The organism is Priestia sp. 40 (assembly GCF_049368575.1).
In the GTDB taxonomy this organism is placed as follows: domain Bacteria; phylum Bacillota; class Bacilli; order Bacillales; family Bacillaceae_H; genus Priestia; species Priestia zanthoxyli.
Genome location: NZ_JBMPZA010000025.1, coordinates 48,170 through 70,168, shown reverse-complemented (window position 1 = coordinate 70,168; position 21,999 = coordinate 48,170). Strand labels below are relative to the sequence as shown.

Genomic DNA, 21,999 nt, shown 5'->3' with positions numbered 1-21,999 from the left:
GATTTATCGAATAAACTTGTCCTACATATGAACAATCGCTTGGACTACACATATGAACGGAAGGAGGAAGCTTATGATAAGCTTCCTCCTTTTCTTACTCCTGAAGAAGCGAGGCCTTTAGCTTTTTGCGGGCTGCTTTTCCCCAGTTTTTAACGGCTCCCGTGGAGACTCCGTATTTGTAGGCAATATCTTTATACGAGTAGCCTTCTAACAGATGTTCGAGTACATAGGTTTTTTCTCTTCCCGTTAAATGTTCGATATGCTGCTCGATGATTTCACTTTCTAGCGGAACGGGAAGAGCGAGATCTTCGTTTAGTGAAAGTAGGTTCTGCTCAGCCGGTGTTTCCCGTTCTTCGTATAAAATGGTGCCTTTTAAATGAGAAAGGATCGTACCCCGCACGGTTGTGTAGGCATAAGCAGAAAAAGATCCTTTGTTTTCGTCAAATTTTTGATACGCTCTCCATAAACCAATCAACGCAATTTGATAATATTCGTCGTAGTCTTTGTAAATGTGAAATTTTTTAATCATCGACACAATTAATGGATGAAAAGATGAAGCGATTTGATCAAACGAGCTTTTTTGCATGTAGCATTCCTTTTTCAAAAACGCGTTTTTGCTGTATTCCGCCGGTATCTCTACTGTACAAGGGGAAGATGACATGTGCGAATGAGCGTACATTATGTTTTCTTTTTAAGAAACGTGACGTAATTTCCCCGGAAACTTCACGTTTCGCTAGGAAATATGCGAAGTATACGTGTATTTGTAGAGATTTTACGTACGAAAGGTCCCCCATTCCAAATTCTACTAATCTATACTATTTATATATCGATGTAGCAACTCTACCATCACGGAAGAGCGGTGATGGTAGAGTTGCTAGACCTAAGCGGCAGCCACCCTCCCTTGCGGGTTTGCGCCTGCCGCATAGGTAAACCTTTTTGGGCAAATTCAGTGGAGTATTTTTGTGGTTGTCCTTTTGTTTATTCTATTAAATGTAAGTTGGGTGGGCAGAATATAGTTTGTTTTTAAAAACGGGTAAAGGGGAGATTGAATGAAGGCGATGGTTGGGGTAAATGTGGCGGCGGCTATTTTGTGCGGGGCGGTGATGTATGCGGGGACGCAGCACTGGCAAGAGCAAACGGAAGCACAGGCAAGTGAAGTGAAGTCCGCTGTTGTACATAAAGAAAAACAGTTTTCCGATGTATCTGCTTATACAAAAAATCTTCCAGACTTTATCACAAAGCAAATTGAGTCATCTATCGCAAATAAAAAACCTCTGACTCTTGTAATTGCCACATCCGCAAAGGAAGCAGGGTGGCCACAGCAGTTAAAAAAAGAGCTAGCAGCTACATATGGAAGCGATGTATTTACGGTTAAAACCCTTTCATATGGTAACGGGACAACGGATGAGCTTTTATCCTCGCATATTGCCGATCAAATTGATCAACTTCAGCCAAACATTATTTTGTTTGAAGCACCTCTTAAAAATGATTATCAGCACCTTACGCTAGATGAGACGCTTGAAAATACAGACAAGCTGATTCATCAGCTCAAAGACTTGAAAAAAACCCTTATGATTCAGCCGTCACAGCCATATATTTCACAAACGGAGTCCTATGAAGAAGGGGTAGAAGCAATCAGGGGAGTCTCTGAAGCAAACTGGGTATATTATATGAATCACTCGCTCATTTGGCCGTTTCATTTAGGAGAGTATATAAATAAAGACAGCGGTAATTTAACGAAAAAAGGGAATGAGGTGTGGGGAGAGTATATTGTGAATTGGTTTACAGGAAAATAAAAGACAAGCCCTGTTTCAAAAGAAATAGGGCTTGTTCTTTTACAATTTTGCTAGATTGTGGCTTTTTCTCGTTTTATAGTAGTAGCTTTTTGTATCTCTACACTTATAAAGCTTAAAGCCAAAAAACTCTAAAGGGGTCCAAACCTTCTTGATGTTTACGAGTGGCATGCTAATTCTCCGTTCTGTTCTTAATAAAGGTTTTTTCTTATTCATTATAAAGAATAGGAGGGAGATAGTAAATACTATAAAGAACAGTTTATTTTTTTGATTCTTTATAAAGAACTTTTAAGATTTTTATTTTCTGCTTATCAACATTTAGGAGTGATTTTTATCATAGCTCAGGTTATTTCATTTTGTTACATTAACGTTGTGAAAAACATCACAAAATAAAATGAAAAGGATGATCCAAATTAAAAAGTAATTAGACCACTTATTTTTTTTTGCTTGCTGTTAAAGTAATGGAATCGCATACATATCGTAACTGTGTTAGGTAATCTAACACATAAGTTGAACGATTCAGAAAATTCATATATCTTAAATATATCTTTAAAGATGCATGAAAAATATATCTTTGAAACAAGCAGGTATAGACGCCAGGGGAGGAATGGAAGATGCAAAAAAAGAAACTCGTATTGATTGGAAATGGAATGGCTGGAGTTCGAGCGATTGAAGAAGTATTGAAGGTTTCAAGCGAAGCGTTTGAAATTACGATTTTCGGAAGCGAGCCGCATCCGAACTATAATCGTATTTTACTGTCAAAAGTGCTGCAAGGAGATACAAATGTTGAAGACATTACGCTAAACGATTGGAACTGGTATCAAGAAAACAATATTACATTATATACGGGCGAAACGGTTACGAGTATTGATTCAGTAAAAAAAGAAGTAGCGACAAACAGCGGCAGAGTAGAATCGTATGATGAGTTGATTTTAGCAACGGGCTCTCTTCCTTTTATTCTTCCGATTCCAGGGTCTGATAAAAAAGGAGTTACGGCTTTTCGAGATATAAAAGATACGGATGAAATGCTGCAGGCCTCTCAGCAGTATAAAAAAGCAGCGGTTATTGGAGGCGGACTGCTTGGATTAGAAGCGGCGCGCGGACTGTTAAATTTGGGAATGGACGTATCTGTAATTCATTTAGCTCCGTATTTAATGGAACGTCAGCTCGATCCAACAGCCGGCAAATTGCTTCAAAACGAATTAGAAAAACAAGGCATGAAGTTTTTGCTTGAAAAACAAACGGCGGAAATCGTCGGCTATGAGCGAGTTGAAGGATTATCTTTTAAAGACGGGACGTTTTTAGAAGCTGATTTAGTCGTAATGGCGGTTGGAATTAAGCCAAATGTCCAGCTTGCAAAAGAAGCGGGACTTGACGTAAACCGAGGAATTGTTGTGAATGACTATATGCAAACGGATATCCCAAACATCTACGCTGTCGGAGAATGTGCAGAGCATAGAGGAATGGTATACGGACTAGTGGCACCTTTGTATGAACAAGGAAAAGCATTAGCAAAAGCGATTTGCGGGGCAGAAAAAGTGCCTTATGAAGGATCGGTTTTATCCACGCAGCTAAAAGTATCAGGTGTTGAAGTGTTTTCGGCAGGAGACTTCACGGAAGATGAAGAGAAAAAAGCAATCAAAGTGTTCGATGAACAAGACGGTATTTATAAAAAACTTGTTCTGCGAGGCAATCAAATCGTAGGAGCCGTTCTTTTTGGAGACAGCAGCGACGGAAATCGACTGTTTTCAATGATTCAAAAGCAAGAAGATGTATCCGATGTCGCAAAAGTGTCGATTTTACAGCCACCTGGCGGTAACGCGGGTGAAAGCTTAGTAGCAAGCATGAGCGCCGATGATATTATTTGCGGCTGTAACGGCGTAACAAAAGGTACGATTGTGGAAGCTATCCAAAAACAAGGATGCTCATCGGTTGATGAAATCAAAGCTTGTACAAGTGCCTCTCGCTCCTGCGGAGGATGTAAACCGCTTGTAGCGGAAGTGCTTCAGCATACTCTTGGCGCTGACTTTGACGCAGCGGCTCAAAAAGAAGCGATTTGCGGCTGTACGACTCTTTCACGAGATGAAGTTGTCGAAGAAATCAAAGCAAAAGGTCTTTCGCATACGCGTGAAGTGATGAATGTACTCGGCTGGAACAATGAAGAAGGCTGTTCGAAATGTCGTCCAGCGCTAAACTATTATTTAGGTATGGTGAATCCAACCGGATACGTTGATGAACGCGAATCACGATTTGTGAATGAACGCATGCACGCAAATATTCAAAAAGACGGCACGTATTCTGTTGTTCCTCGCATGTACGGAGGCGTCACAAACGCAGAAGATTTACGAAAAATTGCAGATGTTGTTGATAAATATGAAATTCCGCTCGTAAAAGTGACGGGTGGTCAGCGTCTTGATTTGTTTGGTGTTAAAAAAGAAGATTTGCCTAGCGTATGGGAAGAGTTAGATATGCCTTCTGGCTACGCGTACGGTAAGTCGCTACGAACGGTGAAAACATGCGTCGGCGAACAGTTTTGCCGTTTTGGCACGCAGGATTCAATGGGCGTTGGAATTGCGCTTGAGAAAAAATTTGAAGGACTATGGACGCCTCATAAAGTGAAAATGGCTGTATCTGCTTGTCCAAGAAGCTGTGCTGAGTCAGGCATTAAAGATATTGGCTTTATTGGAATTGACGGCGGCTGGGAAATTTACGTGGGCGGAAATGGAGGTACGCATCTTCGGGGAGGAGATTTGTTGTATAAAGTAAAAACAGACGAAGAATTGATGGACATCACAGGAGCTTATTTGCAGTATTACCGAGAAACGGCTAATTATTTAGAGCGTACGTCTGCATGGATTGAGCGCATGGGACTTTCGCACATCCAGTCAGTGCTTGATGACGCTGAGACGAGAAGAGAGCTGAATATGCGTATGGACGAAGCGTTATCTACGTACCGTGATCCTTGGAAAGAAATCGTCGAAAGCAAAAAGACGAAAAAAGAGCTGTTCGAAACAGTTGTCACATCATAAAGCTGGGGGGAAGTAAAGATGGTGAATAAAAACATTACAAAAGTATGCGTAGGATCGATTCATGATTTTCCAGTAAGCCTTGGTAAAACAGTGAAAGTAAACGGAAAAGAAATTGCGGTGTTTAAGCTATCAAGCGGAAAAATACGGGCAATTGAAAATCGCTGTCCGCATAAAGGCGGGGTGCTAAGTGAAGGGATCGTGAGCGGCGACTCGGTGTTTTGTCCGATGCACGACTGGAAAATTTGCTTGCATGACGGTAACGTACAAGAGCCTGATAGCGGATGTGTAAACACGTACGAAGCGTCTGTTGAAGGAGATTTGCTGTATCTTTTAATTGAAGAATAAGTAGCGCGGCGCGTTGATTTTCAACGCGCCACAAAAATTCAAGGGGACACACTAAAAGGAGCGAAGCAAAAATGAGAACAGAAAAAGTGTACATTGTAGGAGCCGGACCAGGAGATCCAGATTTGCTAACAATAAAAGCAGCCAAATGTTTAGAAAAAGCAGATGTTATTTTATATGACCGATTAGTGAACCCTGTTCTTCTTCAGTATGCCAAAGAAGGAGCAGAACTCGTCTACTGCGGGAAAAAGCCTGGTGATCACTGCGTTTCTCAAGAGGATATTCATGATTTGCTTGTATTCTACGCAAGAAAAGGAAATACCGTCGTGCGGTTAAAAGGCGGAGATCCGTTTATTTTCGGAAGAGGCGGTGAAGAAGCAGAAGTGCTCGCTCAGCATGGAATTCCATTTGAAATCGTTCCAGGTATTACAGCAGGCATCGCGGCACCGGCTTATGCTGGAATTCCTGTGACGCATCGTGAGCTGAGCCGTTCGTTTGCCGTTGTGACGGGACACTGTTTGAGCGGAAAGCCGGAAAGTATTCGCTGGGAGCATTTAGCAAAAGGAGTTGATACGCTTGCGGTTTACATGGGCGTTAAAAACTTGCCTTATATTTGCCGTCAGCTTTTAGACGCCGGAAAAAGCGCGGATACGCCGGTCGCTCTTATTGAACAAGGCACGTCGGTTTATCAGCGCACGGTTACAGGTACGCTTGGTACAATCGTAGACACGGCTGCTGAGCAGCAAGTGAGCAATCCCGCGATGATTGTGATTGGTGAAGTGGTAAAGCAAGCTTCTGCTCTTTCTTGGTTTTTGGAAAAAAGAGAAGAAAAAGTATGCGTCTAAGATGAATAAAAGGAGGAAACACTTTTGCTTAAGAATTCACTGCAGTTAATGAATGAGTTAGCCCGTGAAAAAACGAAGCTCGTGAATGATCATTTGCCGAGTTATTTGCTGTTAGCCGTGCTAGCGGGTGCTTACGTAGGTCTTGGCGTTATATTAGCTCTATCGGTAGGAGGACCTTTAGCTTCTGCTTCTTTACCGGTCGTTTCTCTTGTGATGGGGTTATCATTTGCTGTTGCTCTCCTGCTTGTCGTATTTGCAGGAGCCGAATTGTTTACGGGGAATCATATGATTTATACGGTCAGTACGCTATCAGGAGTCACGACATGGAAAGATACGTTTAAAAACTGGACGTGGTGTTTTATCGGAAATGCGATAGGTGCGTTTGGGCTTTGTTTGTTAATTACCGGAACCGGTTTGTTTAAAGGAATTGAACTGAATCATTTACTTATGGCGATGGCAGCTAAAAAAATGAATTTGCCGGTCAGTGAATTGTTTTTTCGGGGCATCCTTTGCAACTGGCTTGTTTGTCTGGCGATTTGGACCGCTTCGCGCACTAAAAGCGATGCGGCAAAGATCATGCTTATTTTTTGGATGCTGTTTGCATTTGTTGCTTCAGGATACGAGCACAGCGTGGCAAATATGACGTTTCTTGGTCTAGCCTTATTGCTTCCGCATCCAGATACGATTTCGGCTGCTGGACTATTGCATAATTTAATTCCTGTTACACTCGGAAACATCTTAGGGGGAGGACTTTTTGTAGGAAGCATTTACTGGTTCGTGAACGCTAGGCAGCTAAAAGAAGTTAAAAAACAGCCGGCTGCTCTCTCAGCTGATTTGGATTCTGCAAAACTGTCTAAATAGCAAAAAAACCGCTCTTTGTACCATATAGTCTGCTTTTAAAGCTATCATAACGGTATTTTAGAGCGGTTTTCTTCTATATAATATAAACTGCTTAAAGCGTATTCACATCTATACGTATTGAACAAGCAGTATTGTTCTTCATTTTATAGAAACAGGATGTCTGTGAGAATTGAATCGGACAGATTCTGTTGAAATGAATGTGTGAGGGTGCAGATATCATCGAAGAGGCAGAGGGCATCTTAGAATTTTAATGTTGTTTGGCATTTTATGCTCTTTTTGAGCTTCCTTAAAGCAGTTGTACATTGCTTTGCTGCCTAGATGATTGGCGGAGTGAATCGTAATTCGATCGGCATATAAATGATGCTTTACCATAAAATGCACGAGCATTAATCCATTCCGTGTCTTGCTGAGTAAATCGTGATCGAGTGACAAATGTTCAACATCGAATGATCTTAGCAGATCAATACATTCATCAATCGTTTCGGCTAAAACATGACCGTCAGGGCACTTGCGATAGTCGTCTAGAAAAACATTGATTTTCATGACTGATTCTCCCTTCCTTGCCTTGTATTTAGTGTAACATACATAATGTCATATACCTACCTAAGTCTATTCGACACGTTTTAAGCTATTCCTTCTTAAATAGGGGTAAAAACACGAAATTTTATCATTATTTGCATATCTGAGGCGAATAAACAGGAAATAAGAGAGGAAATGTCGAACGAAAAATGAGTAGATAAACAGTTAAAACTGGACATTGCTTTTTTTATCCCTCTATCTTTATGTAAGAAGGTCATTTTAATCCCAGATTTGACAAGGGATGGAAGCGATTTGGCCAATAAAGGATTGTCAGAAAAAAACGATCATTTACGATTTTTTTAAAATAAATTGGAAATTTCTCTTTACGAAAAAGATGGTTGGGACGTATAATTTGATTTAAGGATTTTTTGGAACATAGTATGACAATATGACAAAAAAGAAAAGTAAGGTGAATAGAATGGGTAAGTTATTTAGTATCGGTGAAGTATTAATTGATATGATTCCAGCTCAAAAAGGTCTTCAATTAAAAGAAGTGGAATCGTTTACGCGTGTGCCAGGCGGAGCGCCGGCAAACGTTGCGGCAGTTGTTGCTACATACGGTAATGAGTCAGCGCTTATTACAAAAGTTGGAGAAGATGCGTTTGGAGACTTTCTAGTAGATACGCTTCGTGAAGTAGGAGTAGGTACTGATATGGTCTATCGTACAGAAGAAGCGAACACAGCTTTAGCTTTTGTTTCTCTGCGTGAAGACGGAGAAAGAGATTTCAGCTTCTATCGTAATCCTTCAGCAGATTTATTGCTAACTGAAGACGAAATTAACCCTGATTGGTTTGCAAGCAACGATCTTCTTCATTTCTGTTCGGTTGATTTAGTTGAAAGTCCTATGAAATACGCTCATATGAAAGCGATTAAAAGCATGAAAGAAAAAGGCGGCGTTATCAGCTTTGATCCAAATGTACGTCTTCCACTGTGGAAAGACCATGAGCTATGCCGTCAAACAATTTTAGAATTTATTCCTCAAGCGCACATTGTCAAAATTTCAGACGACGAGCTAGCGTTTATCACAGGCATTGAAGATGAACAGCAAGCGATTCAGTCTCTATTTACAGGTGACGTTCAAGTAGTTGTGTTCACAAAAGGTGCAGAAGGCGCAACGCTTTATACAAAAGAAGCTGTCTATGAATCAAACGGTTACAAAGTAGCAGTTGTTGATACAACAGGTGCAGGAGATGCGTTTATTGGAGGATTCCTTTATCAGCTATTAAGCCGCGATGTGTCACAAGAAAACTTAACGGCTATTCTTGACTCTGACCACGATGCTATTTTGCGCTTTGCAAATGCAAGCGGTGCCTTAACGACAACTGGAAAAGGTGCGATCAGTTCAATTCCAGCCAAAGAAGTAGTAGAGCAATTTTGTAAGCCTGTAGCTAACTAAAATGAAAAGGCTTTATCTCATCTTATTTTCAATCAGCAGAGGCGTCCGTTTCTGCTGATTGCAGATCACATAAGAGGGAGAAGCAGGCTGCGGAGCAAGAAGAAAAAAATTTTTTCTGTTTTTAAAAAATAATCAAAAAAATTTCTAGCTAAATAATAAATGGTCGTGTTAGTATAATACGAGCAGCAAGAAATAGCAGTTTTACCACTATTTATGAAAACGTTATATATTTTCTAGACCTTTGGGGGAATATTCGAGAGAGAACAAGCGTGTAGCCCTTGGTGAAAGAAAAGCAGTAAGTTATTACGTACTACGTACATAGATTAGAAATAGGAAAGTAGGTTAAGAGAAAGATGGATATTTTGTTAGGTGTTCTTCCTTCCGTTGCGTGGGGAAGCATGATTTTAGTTAGTATGAAGATGGGCGGTGGACCTTACAGTCAAACGCTGGGAACAATTATTGGAGCTTTGATTCTTTCATTTGTTCAGTTTATGATTGTTCAGCCGGTGTTAACGCCAACGCTTGTTATTGTCGGAATTGTTTCAGGTTTGTTCTGGTCAGTAGGTCAAAGCAATCAGTTTAAAAGTGTTCCATACCTTGGGGTTTCAAAGTCAATGCCGATTTCAACGGGTATGCAATTAGTATCAACAGCTCTTTTTGGTGTTATTGTATTTAAAGAATGGTCAACGCTTCAAACGATTGTCCTTGGATCTATTGCGATTCTTTTAATACTAGCAGGCGTTGTGCTTTCTTCATTAGACGGTAAAAAAGAAGGAGCACAAGGGACTCCAGGGCAAACGAAAAAAGGAGTTATCACTCTTATCATTTCAAGTCTTGGATTCTTAGTTTACGTAGTTATCGCACGTATTTTCAACGTAGACGCATGGGCAGCTTTATTCCCGCAAGCAATCGGTATGTTAATTGGTGGTCTAATCATTACATACAAACATAAGCCATTTAACAAATATACGATTCGTAATATCTTACCAGGTCTAATCTGGGCATCTGGAAACATGTTCTTATTCTTATCTCAATCAAGACTAGGCGTAGCAACAAGCTTTTCATTATCGCAAATGGGTATCGTTATTTCTATCTTTGGCGGTATTGTCTTCTTGGGAGAAAAGAAAACGAAGCGTCAATTATTCTATGTATCTCTTGCGAGTGTACTGATTATTTCAGGCGGTATCTGCATAGGCCTCGCAAAAGCCCACGCTTAATTTATCCATGTAGAAAAACCCCCATGGCTAAAGTGCAGCCATGGGGGTTTTTCTAGACCTAAGGGTTTGAGGCACCCCTTGCGGGGTAGCCTCAAACCCTTAGTCAAATTCAAAGTCAAAGTCAAACCCACAGTGCTCTTCGGGATTTCCAAGCTGTACGTTTGTGTGAGTGTTTCTCGTTCTTAAGGCTGATTGTTTTTCATTCTTTGTTAGGAAGCTGTTTGGTGTGAAATGGCTTATAGTAGTAGGAAAGGATGGAGGAGAGGCTATGATTAAGAGTATTTATGAGACGCATGTGAAGGTTCGGAATTTGGAGGATTCGATTGAATTTTATAGACGTCTTGGGCTGACGTTTGTTCATAAAATTGAAGAGCGGCGCTGTGCTTTTTTCTTTGTTGGGGAACAAAAGCAGATGCTTGGTCTTTGGGAAACGGACGAAAAAGAGTTGAAAAGAAGTCATTTTGCTTTTGGAATTGAAGCAGCAGATATTCATGAAGCGTTAACGTGGCTGCGTTCAAAAGGTATTGAACCGGAAGAAACGTCGTTTGGAAAGCCGCAGACAGAGCCAATTGTTCATACGTGGATGCCGGCGGCGTGCGTGTATTTTAATGACCCTGACGGTAACAGCTTGGAGTTAATTACGCTTTTGAATGATGAGCCTGTCGTATCTAAGGATTTTCCGTATTTAAGTGAATGGAACAAAGAGACCGGGACGAAATGATTTTAGCCCAAGTGAAAAACGAACCACTGATCAACGTGTTTGATTAGCGGTTCGTTTTTTTAGTTATGGTAAACGTAGGTTTCATATGTATAGGTCTTTCTAGCAGTTGATTGGAGGGCAAGGCGAAGACTCCTGCGGGAAAAGCGGAACAGGTGAGCCCCCGCAGGAGCGAAAGCAACGAGGAGGCTCAGCGCCCGCCCGCGGAAAGCGAAGCCTTGCACGGAAATCAACTGCGGTGTCATAAGCGATTTATACGAGCTCGTGTATCCCGTTTGTTCATCTTTAGGTTGGATTCATTTCGTTATGTCTCAACCCTTTTTATGTATCATAAACGTAAAATTGACATATTAATAAACATATAATATATTTGTTTATAAATTAATAAACAAAATAGAAAGGTGTCTATTTAAATGGTAAACGACTTGTTTTGGGAATCATCTTTTGAAGATATGAAAAAAGGATACGGGGAAAGCGAAGATCACTACCACTGCTTACTGTGCGGTGAAAGTATTGAAAAAGGCATTATTTATCCGGTGGAAGGTGTTTTTTATGAAGCAAAACGCTATATGAAGCTTCATGTTGAACAGCAGCACGGGTCTGTGTTTCATCATTTGATAGGGCTAGATAAAGAGGTAACCGGTCTTTCTGATCATCAAAAAAATTTAGTGAAGTTTTTTAAAGAAGGAAAAAGCGATAGTGATATTCAAAAAGAAATGGGAATCGGCAGTTCATCCACCATTCGGAATCACCGCTTTACGTTAAAGAAAAAAGAGCGTCAGGCAAAAGTGTTTTTAACGCTGATGGAACTGTTAAACGACGAGGAAGAAGAGAAGGCGGTACCCGTAACAAATACGGCGCCTAGAAGAAGTCAGCGCTACAGCATCAGTGATGAAGAGCGTGAAAAAATTTTAGCGAAGAATTTTCCTCAAGGTTTAAACGGACCGCTTCGTACTTTTCATTTGCAAGAAAAACACCGTCTTGTTGTTCTTGAAGAATTAAGCGGGCATTTTGATTTTGGTAGCACGTATACCGAAAAAGAAGTAAATGATAGGTTAACACCTTTTTATGACGATTATGCGGTGCTGCGACGCTATTTAATTGAGTACGGTTTCTTAGAGCGCAGCGCAGACGGAAGCAGCTACTGGAGAAAAGGAGAGACAGAGATGAGTACTGATTCGAAAGACTATAAAAAACAAATGAAGCAGCTAGCGAAAGAAGTAAAAACAGAAGGCGGCGTGTATCAAATTAAAAACCTTCAAAACGATAAGATTTACATTGGCTCTACGCCTAACGTCAAAACGTTAAACGGCGTAAAGTTCACGTTAAAGACGAACACTCATCAAAATAAAGAGCTTCAAGATGAGTGGAATACGTATGGTGCGGATGCTTTTTCAATTGAGATGCTGGAAACGATTAAAAGAGAAGAAGAAAAAGCACTTTCAAAAAAGGATTTGCTAAAACTAGAAGCGAAATGGTTAGAGAAGCTGCAGCCTTACGGCGAAAAAGGCTATCATTCGCCGAAAGCTGATACAAAGGAGAAATAGGTGTGAAGAATCAAGATGTGAAAAGTGAAGTAGTGGAATCAGAAAAATCCGTCAGTAAGCTGATGCTTGTGTTTTTGATTCCGCTCATGTTAAGTAATGCCATGCAGTCCGTTGGTCAGCTGGCGGGAAGTATTATTGTCGGAAGAGCGCTTGGAGTTGATGCGTTAGCCGCTATTTCCGCTTTTTTTCCTCTGTTTTTTCTGCTCGTGTCGTTTTCAATTGGAATTGGTTCAGGAAGTTCCATTTTAATCGGGCAAGCGTACGGGGCACAAAATGAAAAACGCGTCAAAGAAATTATCGGTACCACGCTCACTTTTACCTTTTTAGTCGGAATTGTGCTTGCTGTTTTGGGAAGCATATTTGCCCCGGAGATTCTTCGGATTATGGGAACGCCGGCTAATATTATTGATGTAACGGTTCACTATGCGCGCATTTTGTTTGTGGCGATTCCTGTTTTGTTTTTATACTTTGTTTATACGACGTTTATGCGCGGAACCGGAGACTCTAAAACGCCTTTTTACTTTTTAGTTGTGAGTACGGTCTTAAACCTCATTTTTCTTCCAATTTTAATTTTTGGATGGATTGGAGTGCCAAAGCTTGGCGTGTACGGCGCTGCGTACGCAACGGTGTTTTCAACCGTATTAACGTTCATTATTATGATCATTTATTTGCGCAAGAAAAATCATCCGTTAAAGTTTGACTCCTCTATTTCGTTAAAAATGGACGGAACGCTTTTAAAACTGCTTATGCGTTTAGGGATTCCCGCGAGTATCAATATGATTTTAGTTTCTCTTTCTGAAATTGCGGTCATTACATTTGTAAACGGATTTGGCTCAGACGCTACAGCGGCGTACGGAGCGGTGAACCAAGTGGCGAGCTATGTACAAATGCCGGCAATCAGCTTAGGAATTGCGGTTTCTATTTTTGCGGCGCAGTCGATTGGTGCCAATAAATTTGAGCGTTTAAAAGAAGTGATTCGCTCTGGAATTATGCTGAATTACGTTATTGGGAGCGTGTTGATTTTACTTATTTATCTCTTTTCCAATCAAATTTTAGCGCTGTTTTTAACAAGTCAGCACACGCTCCATATTGCCGAAGAGCTGTTAGTGATAACGCTTTGGAGCTATTTGATTTTCGGTCATGCGCAAATTATTACCGCTACGATGCGAGCAAGCGGTACGGTGCTTTGGCCTACGGTATTTAGTATTATGGCGATTTGGTGTGTGGAAGTGCCCGTAGCCTACGTGTTATCGCAGTTCACGTCTCTTGAAATCAAAGGGATTTGGATTGGATATCCAGCGGCGTTTGTTGTCAGCTTAATCCTGCAGTACAGCTATTATCAATTTGTATGGAAGAAAAAGAAAATTGAACGTCTTGTCGGATAAAAAACGAGCGGAAACGCTCGTTTTTTATTTTTTCTAATTAAAACACCCTTAGCAAAGAGTTTTAATAGGATAGTGCATATAACTTTTTAATGAAAAGAGGGTATGACACTATGAGTAAATCTGGATTTGTGCCGGATAATTCAAATATCAAAAAAAGCTCAGGAACGCCTAATCTGTCAGTGAACTATAAACAAAATGTCCTGTTCAAACGAAACGACCAAAATATAGCGTATCAACTAACCTCAACTCAGCTGCCGGCAATGCTCGGAGGTGCTTTTGTTGATTTATATATGACGAAAGGGCATATGAGAGAACCACACTGGCATCCAAATGCGTGGGAATTAGATGTCGTCGTTTCAGGTGAAGTGCAGGTATCTATTTTGGACCCTGATACAAGCAGTATGCACAATTACCGAATAAAAGAAGGCGAAGTTGTTTTTATACCGATGGGCTGGTGGCATTGGATCGAACCGCTATCGGAAGAAGCGCATCTGCATCTCTTTTTTAACAACGATCAATTTGAGTCTACAGAAGGATCCGACGTGCTGCGCTTAACGCCTCCGATCGTGTTTCAAAAAGCATACGGAGTAAGTGCAAGCGAAGTAGCAGAAGCCGTTGCTCCGATTACGGATACAGTTGTGATTGGACCCCCTAATAATCATTCTTTTTATCAAAAGAGCTATCTTAAGGATGAACAGGATGAAAGAATTGTGGTTAAAATAAATGAAAAAGTGGTGCCTGCTGAAGATAAGTAATATAAAAAACCATTGAGCCTGTGGTCAATGGTTTTTTCGTGAGGCGTCTTTTATAAAAACAGCTCTTCACGTTCTAAGTGCTTATGCAGTCGCGTTGTGACTTGTTTTTGGTTCCATTCGTTTTGCGGAAACTGCTGCTTATCTACATGGGAAACTGCCGGTTTGTAGGTTTTTTGAATCCGTTTGATATCATTAAATGTTGCATTGGTTTCAATGTGATCAGCCAGCGTAAATACAAGGGAATGCAGCTTTGTAACATTGGGAATCGTAGCTGCTTGACTGAAAATAGCTTTCGCTACGGACAGCTGTCTTTCATGGGCAGTAAAGATGTCTTGCTCATTACGCTCCTTTAAAAAAACAAGCGCTTCTTTTCCGTTAAGGCGAATCGATCCTTTTGGAAAAACAATGTTGCTATGTTCAAAAGCACGTTTGTTTGTGACGATAATGCCGCCTAATTTATCTACAGCATCGACGACTGACTGCTGATCCATTTTGACATAATAATCAACAGGAAGCTTTGCATACGTTTCGACTTTCTTTACAACAGCATTCATATTTCCTTGGTGATAAATGGTTCGCAGTGTTTCATTGCCGAGCTGAGTTGACCCTGGCAAGTGGGTCATTTTTATTGATTCATGCTGTTTATTAACAGTCATATATACAAATGACGTATTTTGATGGTTTTCTTGAATTAAAAGCAGGGAAAACGGTTGCCCTTTTTTTAAATTGACGTGTGTTTTGTTACCATGCTCAAGCGGTACATACGTTTGATCAACGGCAGCTTTCACCGTATGATAGCCTGCAAATGTGATGCTGACAAAACTGACGAGTAAAAATAGTACGAGACCGCCAATCCACTCTTTTTTTGCTTTGCTGCTCATCGTCTCACCTTTTTCTATCGAAGTCGTTCGTAGTATTGCCATCTTAAAAGGGGAGTAAAACAAATGAGCGCTATTTTTATTACTTATCTTGCTTTTTCTTGGCGTAGGTTTTGAGTTCTGTAATTAAGATTGCTTGTTCTTCCACATCGTTAAACGCTTCAATGCCATAAAGGTATTCGGTGTGCCGTTTTTCTTTCCACACGCAAAGTCCGGTAATATGGATGGGTTTTTCATTTAAATAAAAGCTGATTTTTAGCTGAATTTGATGGTTGAAAATAGGTAAATCAAGCGGCGTAATTATTTTGATTCCTTTTGGTGAAAGGTCGATAACAGACAAAGGACCTGGCTTAGAATCGATTTCTTTGTTGTCGTATTTAGCAATGGAAAACGTTCCAACAATGGGAGTCTCGAATAAAAAGCGAAACGGTTCTTCACGTTTAAAATGCATGTATCATCAGTCCTTTTCGTAATCTAAGTTTGTTAAGTAAGTATTCGATGAAAGTCTAAAAATTCCTACACGTTTTTCCCCATCCCCCATATAATGTTTATCGATGTAGAATCTCTACCATGACCAAAGGGCGGCCATGGTAGAGATTCTAGACCTAATCGTAGACGATCCCCCTTGCGGGGTTGATCGTCTACGATTAGGTGGACCTTTGTGGGAGTATTCGAGAGGTCTGAGGTAGTGGTTACTGTTTGTAAGTACTATTGTATTATTAAATAGTGGATACACTAGTAGGGTTTTTATAAAATAAGGGTATAATAACTTGCTTTTATAGTATCGGAAGTTTTGTTTGAAACTTTAAATAGAGAGGAAAAGGTTTTGAAAAAAGCGCTACGCTAGAGTTGGATTGTATGTTAAAATTAAACTTTGTGAAGTAGCTGTATTACAAGTCAGCGTTCCTTCAACTAATTAGGAGGTGAGATGAATGGGCACTGATGACCCCATTTCGATGAAGGTTACTGCAAAACAAGATAGGGGCAACAAAGGTGTATATGTTCCTCTCATTTCAACAAAGGAAAATACTCCTTAATGCCTCAATGATGTGAGGTGAAAAATCAATGATTAAAACATACTTATATGATGATGAAACAAAAGAAATGGTAACGAATCTTGATTTAGGAGACGTGCATGAGAAATTGCGCAATCCTGATAATTTGCTGTGGATTGATTTGTATGATGTCCACGGACAAGAGCTTGCTCAAATTGCTAAATTATTCGATTTTCACCCATTGGCGATTGAAGACTGCTTACACGACAGTCCTCGCGCTAAAATGGATGATTACGAAGATTATAAATTTTTCGTTTTTCACGCGCTTCGCTATAACGAAGAAAGTGATGACGAGATTACGACGCTTGAGTTAAATGCCTTTGTCGGATCAAATTACGTAGTGACGATTCATAAACATAAAATGGGCTGGCTTCGCAAAATGGATGCCGTGTGCTCACGCTATCCGAAGTTTATGAACCGCGGCGCCGACTTTTTACTATATGCTTTGATTGATGGCATCACGGACGAATACTTTCCGATTTTAGACCGAATTGACATGCGTATTGATGAATTAGAAGATGAGATCTACAACAAAGAAGTGCGCGGAGTGACGGAAGAGTTCTTGGCTTTAAAAAGAACGATTATCTTAATCCGGCGCGTTATTCTGCCTCAGCGCCGAATTTTCTTAACGGTTAATGGAAAGTGGAAATTCGACATACGAGAAGAAAATGTTCCTTTCTACATTGATTTGCTTGACCACTTAGAGCGTATTGTAGACTCTGCCGAAACGTTTAGAGACCTCGTAAACAGTGCACTTGATACGTATTATTCTATTACCAATGCAACTTCATCTGAAAAGCTGAATGTCTTAACGTTAATTTCAACGATTATGCTTCCGCTAACGTTCGTAACCGGATTTTTCGGGATGAACGTACCGATTCCATATCAAAATTCCCACTGGGCTACTGCTGTTATTATCGTTATGTTAATTGTGTTAACGTGGGGAATGTGGAAATACTTTAAAAACAAACAGCTGTTATAACAAAAAGGCACTTGGCCATAAGCCAAGCGCCTTTTTTCTTTATTTTGTCACCGTTTTTGTTGTTGCTTTACTCGTATTATTTGCTTTGTCTTTTGCTGTTACGCTTAAAACTGTTTTTTCTTTTTGCTTTTTAATTTTTACTGAGTATTGTCCTTTGCTGTTAGCAGCAGCAGAGCCAATGCTTTTTTTGTTTACTGTTACTGTTACGGTAGAATTTGCTTCTGCTTTACCCGTTACAGCCGTGCTTTTTGTTGTGACAGCATTTACGCTTGGTGCAGCAGGGGGTGTTTTATCGCTTACTTTTACAGTCGTAGCTTTACTTGTGTTGTTGGCTGCGTCTGCTGCTGTTACGCTGATTGCTGTACCTGCTTTTTGTTTTTTAATGGCAATGCTGTACTGACCTTTTGCATTGGCTTTTGCTTTGCCAATTTCTTTATTGTTTACTTTCGCTACAACGGACGCGTTTGCTTCTGTTGTTCCTTTAATAGCTGTATCCGCGTCGCTGACTGGATTCACTTTAGGTGCATTTGGAGCAATAACGTCACGCACCGTTACTTTTACTTCTTCACTTTCTTGTTTTTGGCTATTTGTAGCTGTGATGTACAAGACTGTGTTTTCTTTTTGTTTTGGAATTTTTACTTTGAACGCGCCTTTTGCGTCAGCTTTTGCTGAAGCAATCACTTTTTTGGCGCTGTTTTTAACATTTACAGTAAAATTCGCTTTAGACGTTCCTGTTACATACTCATCTTTATTCGTTACGGCTTTTAAGGCTGGTTTGGCAGGTGCTTTTTGAACAACTGCACGAATGCTTGTACTTGCTTTACCGTTTGTTACAACCACTTGTAAAACGGTATCAGCTTTTTGAGCTGGAATGTTCATAGAGAACGTATTTTTTGCATCAGCTTTGGCTGTGCCAAGTGTTTTTGAGCCGTTCATTACTTTAACAGTTGAACCGCTTTGAGCTTTACCTGTTACTGTTTTTTGCGTGCTGACAAATGTATTTACCTGCGCTTGCAGCTGCTGTGCACTTACCGCGCTGTACGCATTTAAACGTCCCCATCCTGATACGTAATCGTAGCCTGGAGCAGGAGGTTCTGCTGGACTTTCTTCGTCATCGTATACAGGAGCATCTTTTTCATCGAATTTAATATCTTTAGCTGTATCCGTTAGGCGTTTTTCAACGTCTTTTGGCTTTAAGCCTGGGTTTTGTGATAGCAATAATCCCGCAACGGCTGCCACGTGAGGTGTTGCCATTGATGTTCCGCTTAAATAAGTAACGTTTCCGTCTGGAACAAGACTTGGAATATCAGAGCCTGGAGCTGTAATATCTAATCCTTTTCCATAGTTTGAGTAGTCAGATACGATATCTAAACGGTTTGATGCGCCTACTGAAATCGCATAGGCAGATGAAGCAGGGTACGAGAGCTCTTCCATACCGTCGTTTCCGCTTGCTGCTACAACCGTTACGTTATGGTCGTATGCATATTTTAATGAATATTCAAGCACGCGGCTGTAAGATCCGCCAAGGCTTAAGTTAATAACTTTTGCACCGTGATCAACCGCGTATTTAATACCGTACGCAATTTGTTCTGTATCTCCGCTTCCAGATGCGTCTAGAATTTTAACCGGTAAAATTTTAGCGTGAGAATTAATGCCGGCCATTGAATAGTTATTATTTGCAGAGGCTGCGATAATACCAGCTACGTGAGTTCCGTGTCCGTTGTCGTCAGTTGCATTTGACGAACGATCCACGTAGTTATAGCCTGTCTTTGTATCCACTACGCCTTTTAAATCAGCTAGTGATGAATCGACGCCCGTATCGGCAACGGCAATAACCGTATCTTTTAATTTTTGACCGTTTAGTAATTTTTCAAGCGATTCATATTGAATATCGGCATGTTGAGTGCCATCATTTTTACCCGTGTTGTTTAATGACCATTGATACGGATATTGTGAATCCATCGAAAGAGCGTGGTACTCTTGAACCGGCTCGATAAATTCAGTTTCAGGAAGTGCTTGAATTTGTTTTGCCGTCATTTTACCTTGAGCAGATGACGTGCTGAAGCTTTTTCCATTGCTGTCATCTAATTGAATAACAAACATATTATCAAAAGAAGCGGCTGATTGTTTCAATGGATTAATAGATTCAATGCTTGCTGATTTTGACTGTGCTTTTGTTTTAAATGATTTAGCATTTGCACCATCTTTTAATTTAACAATATAGCGAGTTTCAGCTTTTGTTGAAACGCTGTTTGCGCTGACTAATTTAGCTCTTACTAATACAGACGATACGTTTAAGTCCGTTACGTCTTTTAATTTTGTCTGCGCTGCTACTTTTTCTAAATCTTTCTTTAAAGCAGTCGGAACAGATTTATAAGCGATGCTGTATAAATCATTGATTGCTTTTTGATCAGCACTTGTGATCATATATGTGCTTGATGCGCCGTTTTTCGCCACATCTGTAAATAGACCCTTTAGCTGAACTAAATCTTTGTATACTTGTTCGCGCATCGATTTATCGATAATCATTTTAGAGCTGATAAACGGAGCGGCTTTGTAGTAAAGAGAAGAAAGGTCCTTTCCGCTTGCTGTTTTTGAAAGCACAGCGTCACGAATCGTACGCAAATCTTTTAAAATACCTTTTCCGTTTTCTTTTTGGCTTGTACTTAATTCAGCAGGGCATTCTTCTTCCATCATTTGAGAAGGAGGAAGTGATGCGCCTTCATAGCTGATTGTGTAAGGAACTTCTGTTTTTAATTCCGGTTGAGGTTCAGAAGGTTTTTTTCCATCTTCTTCTGTATCGTCTTCGATGATGATATCTTCATCTCCGTAATATTCAACCTTTACATAATAAGGACCTGTCCAAGCGATTGGAAAATCTAGCTGAGCAGGCTCATCTTTGTAAGAGTATCCCATATAACGGTCAAATGCCACGTTGTTTTTGGCATCTTCAAGACTAGAGTAAATCGTGATATTTACTTCATCATCACTTTGAAGCTTAATTCTGTAATGTGAAAACTTTGCTACCTCTTGCTTAGAAGGATTAATTTTGTACCAATGTGTTTGTTCTGGTTCTGTAAATGTTCCTTTTGCTGCTTTACCAATGCTTAATGTTTTTTCATTAGCAGGAGGATTGCCTGCCGCTTGTGTTTTCAGTAAGCCTAATTGGCTAAAACACAAGGTGAACATTAAAGCAAAAGCAATAAAACGATAAATTGACCCTTTTTTCATGTTAAACCTCCAAAAAAATATAGTAAAAAACAGGAATTACATACCTATTAAACCATAAAGTTTAAAAACTTGTAAATAATTACTGTTGCTTATTTTAGTATTTTGTCAAGTTATTAATCTCGTATAAGAAATGGTGAGATAAGTCCTAGTTGCAAAAAGTGGAAAAAATTGGAATAATAAAGATTGAGCCTGTTTATCAGAGGCGAAAGTACGCTGAAAAGGAAAGAAGGGAATGAGAATTATTTTTAAAAGCAGAATCTGTTGGAGAAAATCTGAGCGGTTTCTTTTTACCTGTGTTTATAAAGAGGGAATCGGGCTATATAAATAAAGATTGGAAAAAATTTCAGTCTAATTAAGTTCATTTGTAGCATATAATACGAGCTGGATTTCTTTTATAATAAACAAAAGCAAAGAAAGAGCAAATGGTGAAAAGGAGTGAAAGAAGTTGTCAAATGTGATGCAACGACAAGAAAAACGAATGAAGTTTGATGCCGAACAGCTTGCACCCCTTGATATTGATAAAGAGACAAAGAAGTTGCTAACAGAAAAAGGATTGCCCAAAGAAGCTTCACCATTTCTAGAGTTCGTTTCATCCAAAGGCAAGCTAACAACGCTATGCGAAACATTTGAGTTATCATCTCGCTACCAGCACTATTGGTTTTTAGGAACAACAGGCGCTGGAGATCCAATTTGTCTTCATCAAAAAAACGGTTCGGTTGTGCTGCTCGATACGTCCAACGATGACTGCGAGCGCTTTGTTAATACAACTTTTCCGCAGTTTTTAGCATGCTTAGATGTGTTTGAAGAGCTAGTAGAAGAAACGATTCAAGCTAACGGAGAATCTGCATACTTAGAGAGACACATTCCTGCTGAGGTGCTGCAGCGATGCAAAAAACGTATGAATGAAATTGATGAAGCTTGCTTAGCCCCTTATTCTTTTTGGTTCAAAGAACTTTCTTTTTAATAATATAGTAGAAAAATAGACATGGCCGCTTTGGTCATGTCTATTTAGTTGTGGCTGCAGGGCTATTAATATAGATAGAATAAATAAAAATGATAGTATATAATGGATATAAATTCCTTTTTTGAAGAGGGAGGAGGGTGTAAATGATTTCTTTATTTGGATTAATGGGTGCTTTCTTTGTGCTGCTTTTTGGTGCGTCGTATTTCTTCTATAGAAAGAACTCGCCCGTGCAGTATGGAATTTCACTTAGCAGCATGCTAATAAGCATATTTCTATTTCTATATAGCATATTTGGAGTTGGCGGCTTTGAAGGAATGGGTCTTGGTGCTTTAGCGGTCGCTTTGTTCTTGGCGTCGATTCTGAGCTTGTTCGTCAGTGTTCTTTTTAATATCATAAATAGACAAGGGAAAGGTGCTGTGTGA

Annotated in this window: 19 protein-coding genes and 1 pseudogene; 15 read left to right on the top strand and 5 right to left on the bottom strand. The window is 40.0% G+C overall.

What is annotated here, in order from left to right:
* Positions 1-94: 94 nt before the first annotated feature.
* Positions 95-586 carry a sigma-70 family RNA polymerase sigma factor gene (locus ACO1DI_RS25105; protein ID WP_423145691.1) on the bottom strand — a complete coding sequence of 164 codons (492 nt, stop codon included), beginning with the start codon at positions 584-586 and terminating at the stop codon, positions 95-97.
* A 463-nt stretch (positions 587-1,049) separates the two neighbouring features.
* On the opposite strand from ACO1DI_RS25105, the gene ACO1DI_RS25100 reads away from it, so the two are divergent.
* From ACO1DI_RS25100 to ACO1DI_RS25080, 5 genes are all read left to right on the top strand, one after another.
* Positions 1,050-1,796: an SGNH/GDSL hydrolase family protein gene (locus ACO1DI_RS25100; protein ID WP_208732611.1), complete on the top strand. Its 747-nt coding sequence runs from the start codon at positions 1,050-1,052 to the stop codon at positions 1,794-1,796.
* A gap of 611 nt (positions 1,797-2,407) precedes the next feature.
* The gene (gene nirB, locus ACO1DI_RS25095; RefSeq protein WP_208732610.1) at positions 2,408-4,822 is read left to right on the top strand and encodes a nitrite reductase large subunit NirB; all 2,415 of its coding nucleotides are present in this window, start codon (positions 2,408-2,410) and stop codon (positions 4,820-4,822) included.
* Between the two features lie 18 nt (positions 4,823-4,840).
* Positions 4,841-5,167, top strand: coding sequence for a nitrite reductase small subunit NirD (gene nirD / locus ACO1DI_RS25090; RefSeq protein WP_208732609.1), 327 nt, complete (start codon positions 4,841-4,843; stop codon positions 5,165-5,167).
* A 71-nt stretch (positions 5,168-5,238) separates the two neighbouring features.
* A complete protein-coding gene (cobA, locus tag ACO1DI_RS25085) occupies positions 5,239-6,009 on the top strand; it encodes a uroporphyrinogen-III C-methyltransferase (protein ID WP_328171798.1) in 771 nt (256 codons plus the stop codon).
* A gap of 24 nt (positions 6,010-6,033) precedes the next feature.
* On the top strand, positions 6,034-6,870 hold the full coding sequence (locus ACO1DI_RS25080) for a formate/nitrite transporter family protein (protein WP_328171797.1): 837 nt from the start codon (positions 6,034-6,036) through the stop codon (positions 6,868-6,870).
* A 216-nt stretch (positions 6,871-7,086) separates the two neighbouring features.
* Here the strand turns inward: ACO1DI_RS25080 and ACO1DI_RS25075 are convergent, their stop codons facing one another.
* Positions 7,087-7,413: a cyclic-phosphate processing receiver domain-containing protein gene (locus ACO1DI_RS25075; RefSeq protein ID WP_014461165.1), complete on the bottom strand. Its 327-nt coding sequence runs from the start codon at positions 7,411-7,413 to the stop codon at positions 7,087-7,089.
* A 454-nt stretch (positions 7,414-7,867) separates the two neighbouring features.
* Here ACO1DI_RS25075 and ACO1DI_RS25070 point away from each other — a divergent pair, with 454 nt between their 5' ends.
* From ACO1DI_RS25070 to ACO1DI_RS25040, 7 genes and pseudogenes are all read left to right on the top strand, one after another.
* Positions 7,868-8,845 (top strand): carbohydrate kinase family protein, encoded by a 978-nt coding sequence (locus ACO1DI_RS25070; RefSeq protein ID WP_014461164.1) that lies wholly within the window; start codon positions 7,868-7,870, stop codon positions 8,843-8,845.
* A gap of 353 nt (positions 8,846-9,198) precedes the next feature.
* Complete coding sequence (locus tag ACO1DI_RS25065) at positions 9,199-10,062, top strand: GRP family sugar transporter (RefSeq protein ID WP_014461163.1); 864 nt, start codon at positions 9,199-9,201, stop codon at positions 10,060-10,062.
* 268 nt (positions 10,063-10,330) lie between these two features.
* Entirely contained in the window at positions 10,331-10,783 is a 453-nt protein-coding gene (locus tag ACO1DI_RS25060; RefSeq protein ID WP_243548946.1) for a VOC family protein, read from the top strand.
* A gap of 106 nt (positions 10,784-10,889) precedes the next feature.
* Positions 10,890-11,134 (top strand): annotated as a pseudogene (locus tag ACO1DI_RS25055) (hypothetical protein).
* Positions 11,135-11,193: 59 nt separating this feature from the next.
* On the top strand, positions 11,194-12,327 hold the full coding sequence (locus tag ACO1DI_RS25050) for a DUF2087 domain-containing protein (RefSeq protein ID WP_423145689.1): 1,134 nt from the start codon (positions 11,194-11,196) through the stop codon (positions 12,325-12,327).
* Between the two features lie 62 nt (positions 12,328-12,389).
* The gene (locus ACO1DI_RS25045; RefSeq protein WP_205689713.1) at positions 12,390-13,712 is read left to right on the top strand and encodes an MATE family efflux transporter; all 1,323 of its coding nucleotides are present in this window, start codon (positions 12,390-12,392) and stop codon (positions 13,710-13,712) included.
* Between the two features lie 110 nt (positions 13,713-13,822).
* Positions 13,823-14,467, top strand: a complete 645-nt coding sequence (locus ACO1DI_RS25040; protein WP_014461158.1) for a cupin domain-containing protein — start codon at positions 13,823-13,825, stop codon at positions 14,465-14,467.
* A 50-nt stretch (positions 14,468-14,517) separates the two neighbouring features.
* On the opposite strand, the gene ACO1DI_RS25035 is transcribed toward ACO1DI_RS25040, so the two are convergent.
* Positions 14,518-15,390, bottom strand: a complete 873-nt coding sequence (locus ACO1DI_RS25035; protein WP_423145688.1) for an LCP family protein — start codon at positions 15,388-15,390, stop codon at positions 14,518-14,520.
* A 37-nt stretch (positions 15,391-15,427) separates the two neighbouring features.
* Positions 15,428-15,796: a PilZ domain-containing protein gene (locus ACO1DI_RS25030; protein ID WP_115653295.1), complete on the bottom strand. Its 369-nt coding sequence runs from the start codon at positions 15,794-15,796 to the stop codon at positions 15,428-15,430.
* 614 nt (positions 15,797-16,410) lie between these two features.
* Between ACO1DI_RS25030 and corA the strand changes: the two genes are divergently transcribed.
* A complete protein-coding gene (corA, locus tag ACO1DI_RS25025; RefSeq protein WP_013055874.1) occupies positions 16,411-17,382 on the top strand; it encodes a magnesium/cobalt transporter CorA in 972 nt (323 codons plus the stop codon).
* A 39-nt stretch (positions 17,383-17,421) separates the two neighbouring features.
* On the opposite strand, the gene ACO1DI_RS25020 is transcribed toward corA, so the two are convergent.
* On the bottom strand, positions 17,422-20,613 hold the full coding sequence (locus tag ACO1DI_RS25020) for a S8 family peptidase (protein WP_226701056.1): 3,192 nt from the start codon (positions 20,611-20,613) through the stop codon (positions 17,422-17,424).
* A 454-nt stretch (positions 20,614-21,067) separates the two neighbouring features.
* Here ACO1DI_RS25020 and ACO1DI_RS25015 point away from each other — a divergent pair, with 454 nt between their 5' ends.
* On the top strand, positions 21,068-21,577 hold the full coding sequence (locus ACO1DI_RS25015; RefSeq protein WP_223546654.1) for an SUKH-4 family immunity protein: 510 nt from the start codon (positions 21,068-21,070) through the stop codon (positions 21,575-21,577).
* Between the two features lie 143 nt (positions 21,578-21,720).
* Positions 21,721-21,999, top strand: a complete 279-nt coding sequence (locus ACO1DI_RS25010) for a YesK-like family protein (protein WP_140450276.1) — start codon at positions 21,721-21,723, stop codon at positions 21,997-21,999.

What these genes read in the sequence shown, in the direction of transcription:
- ACO1DI_RS25105 (WP_423145691.1), bottom strand. Translation starts at nt 586, where the DNA reads ATGCAAAAAAGCTCGTTTGATCAAATCGCTTCATCTTTTCATCCATTA.
- ACO1DI_RS25100 (WP_208732611.1), top strand. Translation starts at nt 1,050, where the DNA reads ATGAAGGCGATGGTTGGGGTAAATGTGGCGGCGGCTATTTTGTGCGGG.
- nirB (WP_208732610.1), top strand. Translation starts at nt 2,408, where the DNA reads ATGCAAAAAAAGAAACTCGTATTGATTGGAAATGGAATGGCTGGAGTT.
- nirD (WP_208732609.1), top strand. Translation starts at nt 4,841, where the DNA reads ATGGTGAATAAAAACATTACAAAAGTATGCGTAGGATCGATTCATGAT.
- cobA (WP_328171798.1), top strand. Translation starts at nt 5,239, where the DNA reads ATGAGAACAGAAAAAGTGTACATTGTAGGAGCCGGACCAGGAGATCCA.
- ACO1DI_RS25075 (WP_014461165.1), bottom strand. Translation starts at nt 7,413, where the DNA reads ATGAAAATCAATGTTTTTCTAGACGACTATCGCAAGTGCCCTGACGGT.
- ACO1DI_RS25070 (WP_014461164.1), top strand. Translation starts at nt 7,868, where the DNA reads ATGGGTAAGTTATTTAGTATCGGTGAAGTATTAATTGATATGATTCCA.
- ACO1DI_RS25065 (WP_014461163.1), top strand. Translation starts at nt 9,199, where the DNA reads ATGGATATTTTGTTAGGTGTTCTTCCTTCCGTTGCGTGGGGAAGCATG.
- ACO1DI_RS25060 (WP_243548946.1), top strand. Translation starts at nt 10,331, where the DNA reads ATGATTAAGAGTATTTATGAGACGCATGTGAAGGTTCGGAATTTGGAG.
- ACO1DI_RS25050 (WP_423145689.1), top strand. Translation starts at nt 11,194, where the DNA reads ATGGTAAACGACTTGTTTTGGGAATCATCTTTTGAAGATATGAAAAAA.
- ACO1DI_RS25045 (WP_205689713.1), top strand. Translation starts at nt 12,390, where the DNA reads ATGCTTGTGTTTTTGATTCCGCTCATGTTAAGTAATGCCATGCAGTCC.
- ACO1DI_RS25040 (WP_014461158.1), top strand. Translation starts at nt 13,823, where the DNA reads ATGAGTAAATCTGGATTTGTGCCGGATAATTCAAATATCAAAAAAAGC.
- ACO1DI_RS25035 (WP_423145688.1), bottom strand. Translation starts at nt 15,390, where the DNA reads ATGGCAATACTACGAACGACTTCGATAGAAAAAGGTGAGACGATGAGC.
- ACO1DI_RS25030 (WP_115653295.1), bottom strand. Translation starts at nt 15,796, where the DNA reads ATGCATTTTAAACGTGAAGAACCGTTTCGCTTTTTATTCGAGACTCCC.
- corA (WP_013055874.1), top strand. Translation starts at nt 16,411, where the DNA reads ATGATTAAAACATACTTATATGATGATGAAACAAAAGAAATGGTAACG.
- ACO1DI_RS25020 (WP_226701056.1), bottom strand. Translation starts at nt 20,613, where the DNA reads ATGAAAAAAGGGTCAATTTATCGTTTTATTGCTTTTGCTTTAATGTTC.
- ACO1DI_RS25010 (WP_140450276.1), top strand. Translation starts at nt 21,721, where the DNA reads ATGATTTCTTTATTTGGATTAATGGGTGCTTTCTTTGTGCTGCTTTTT.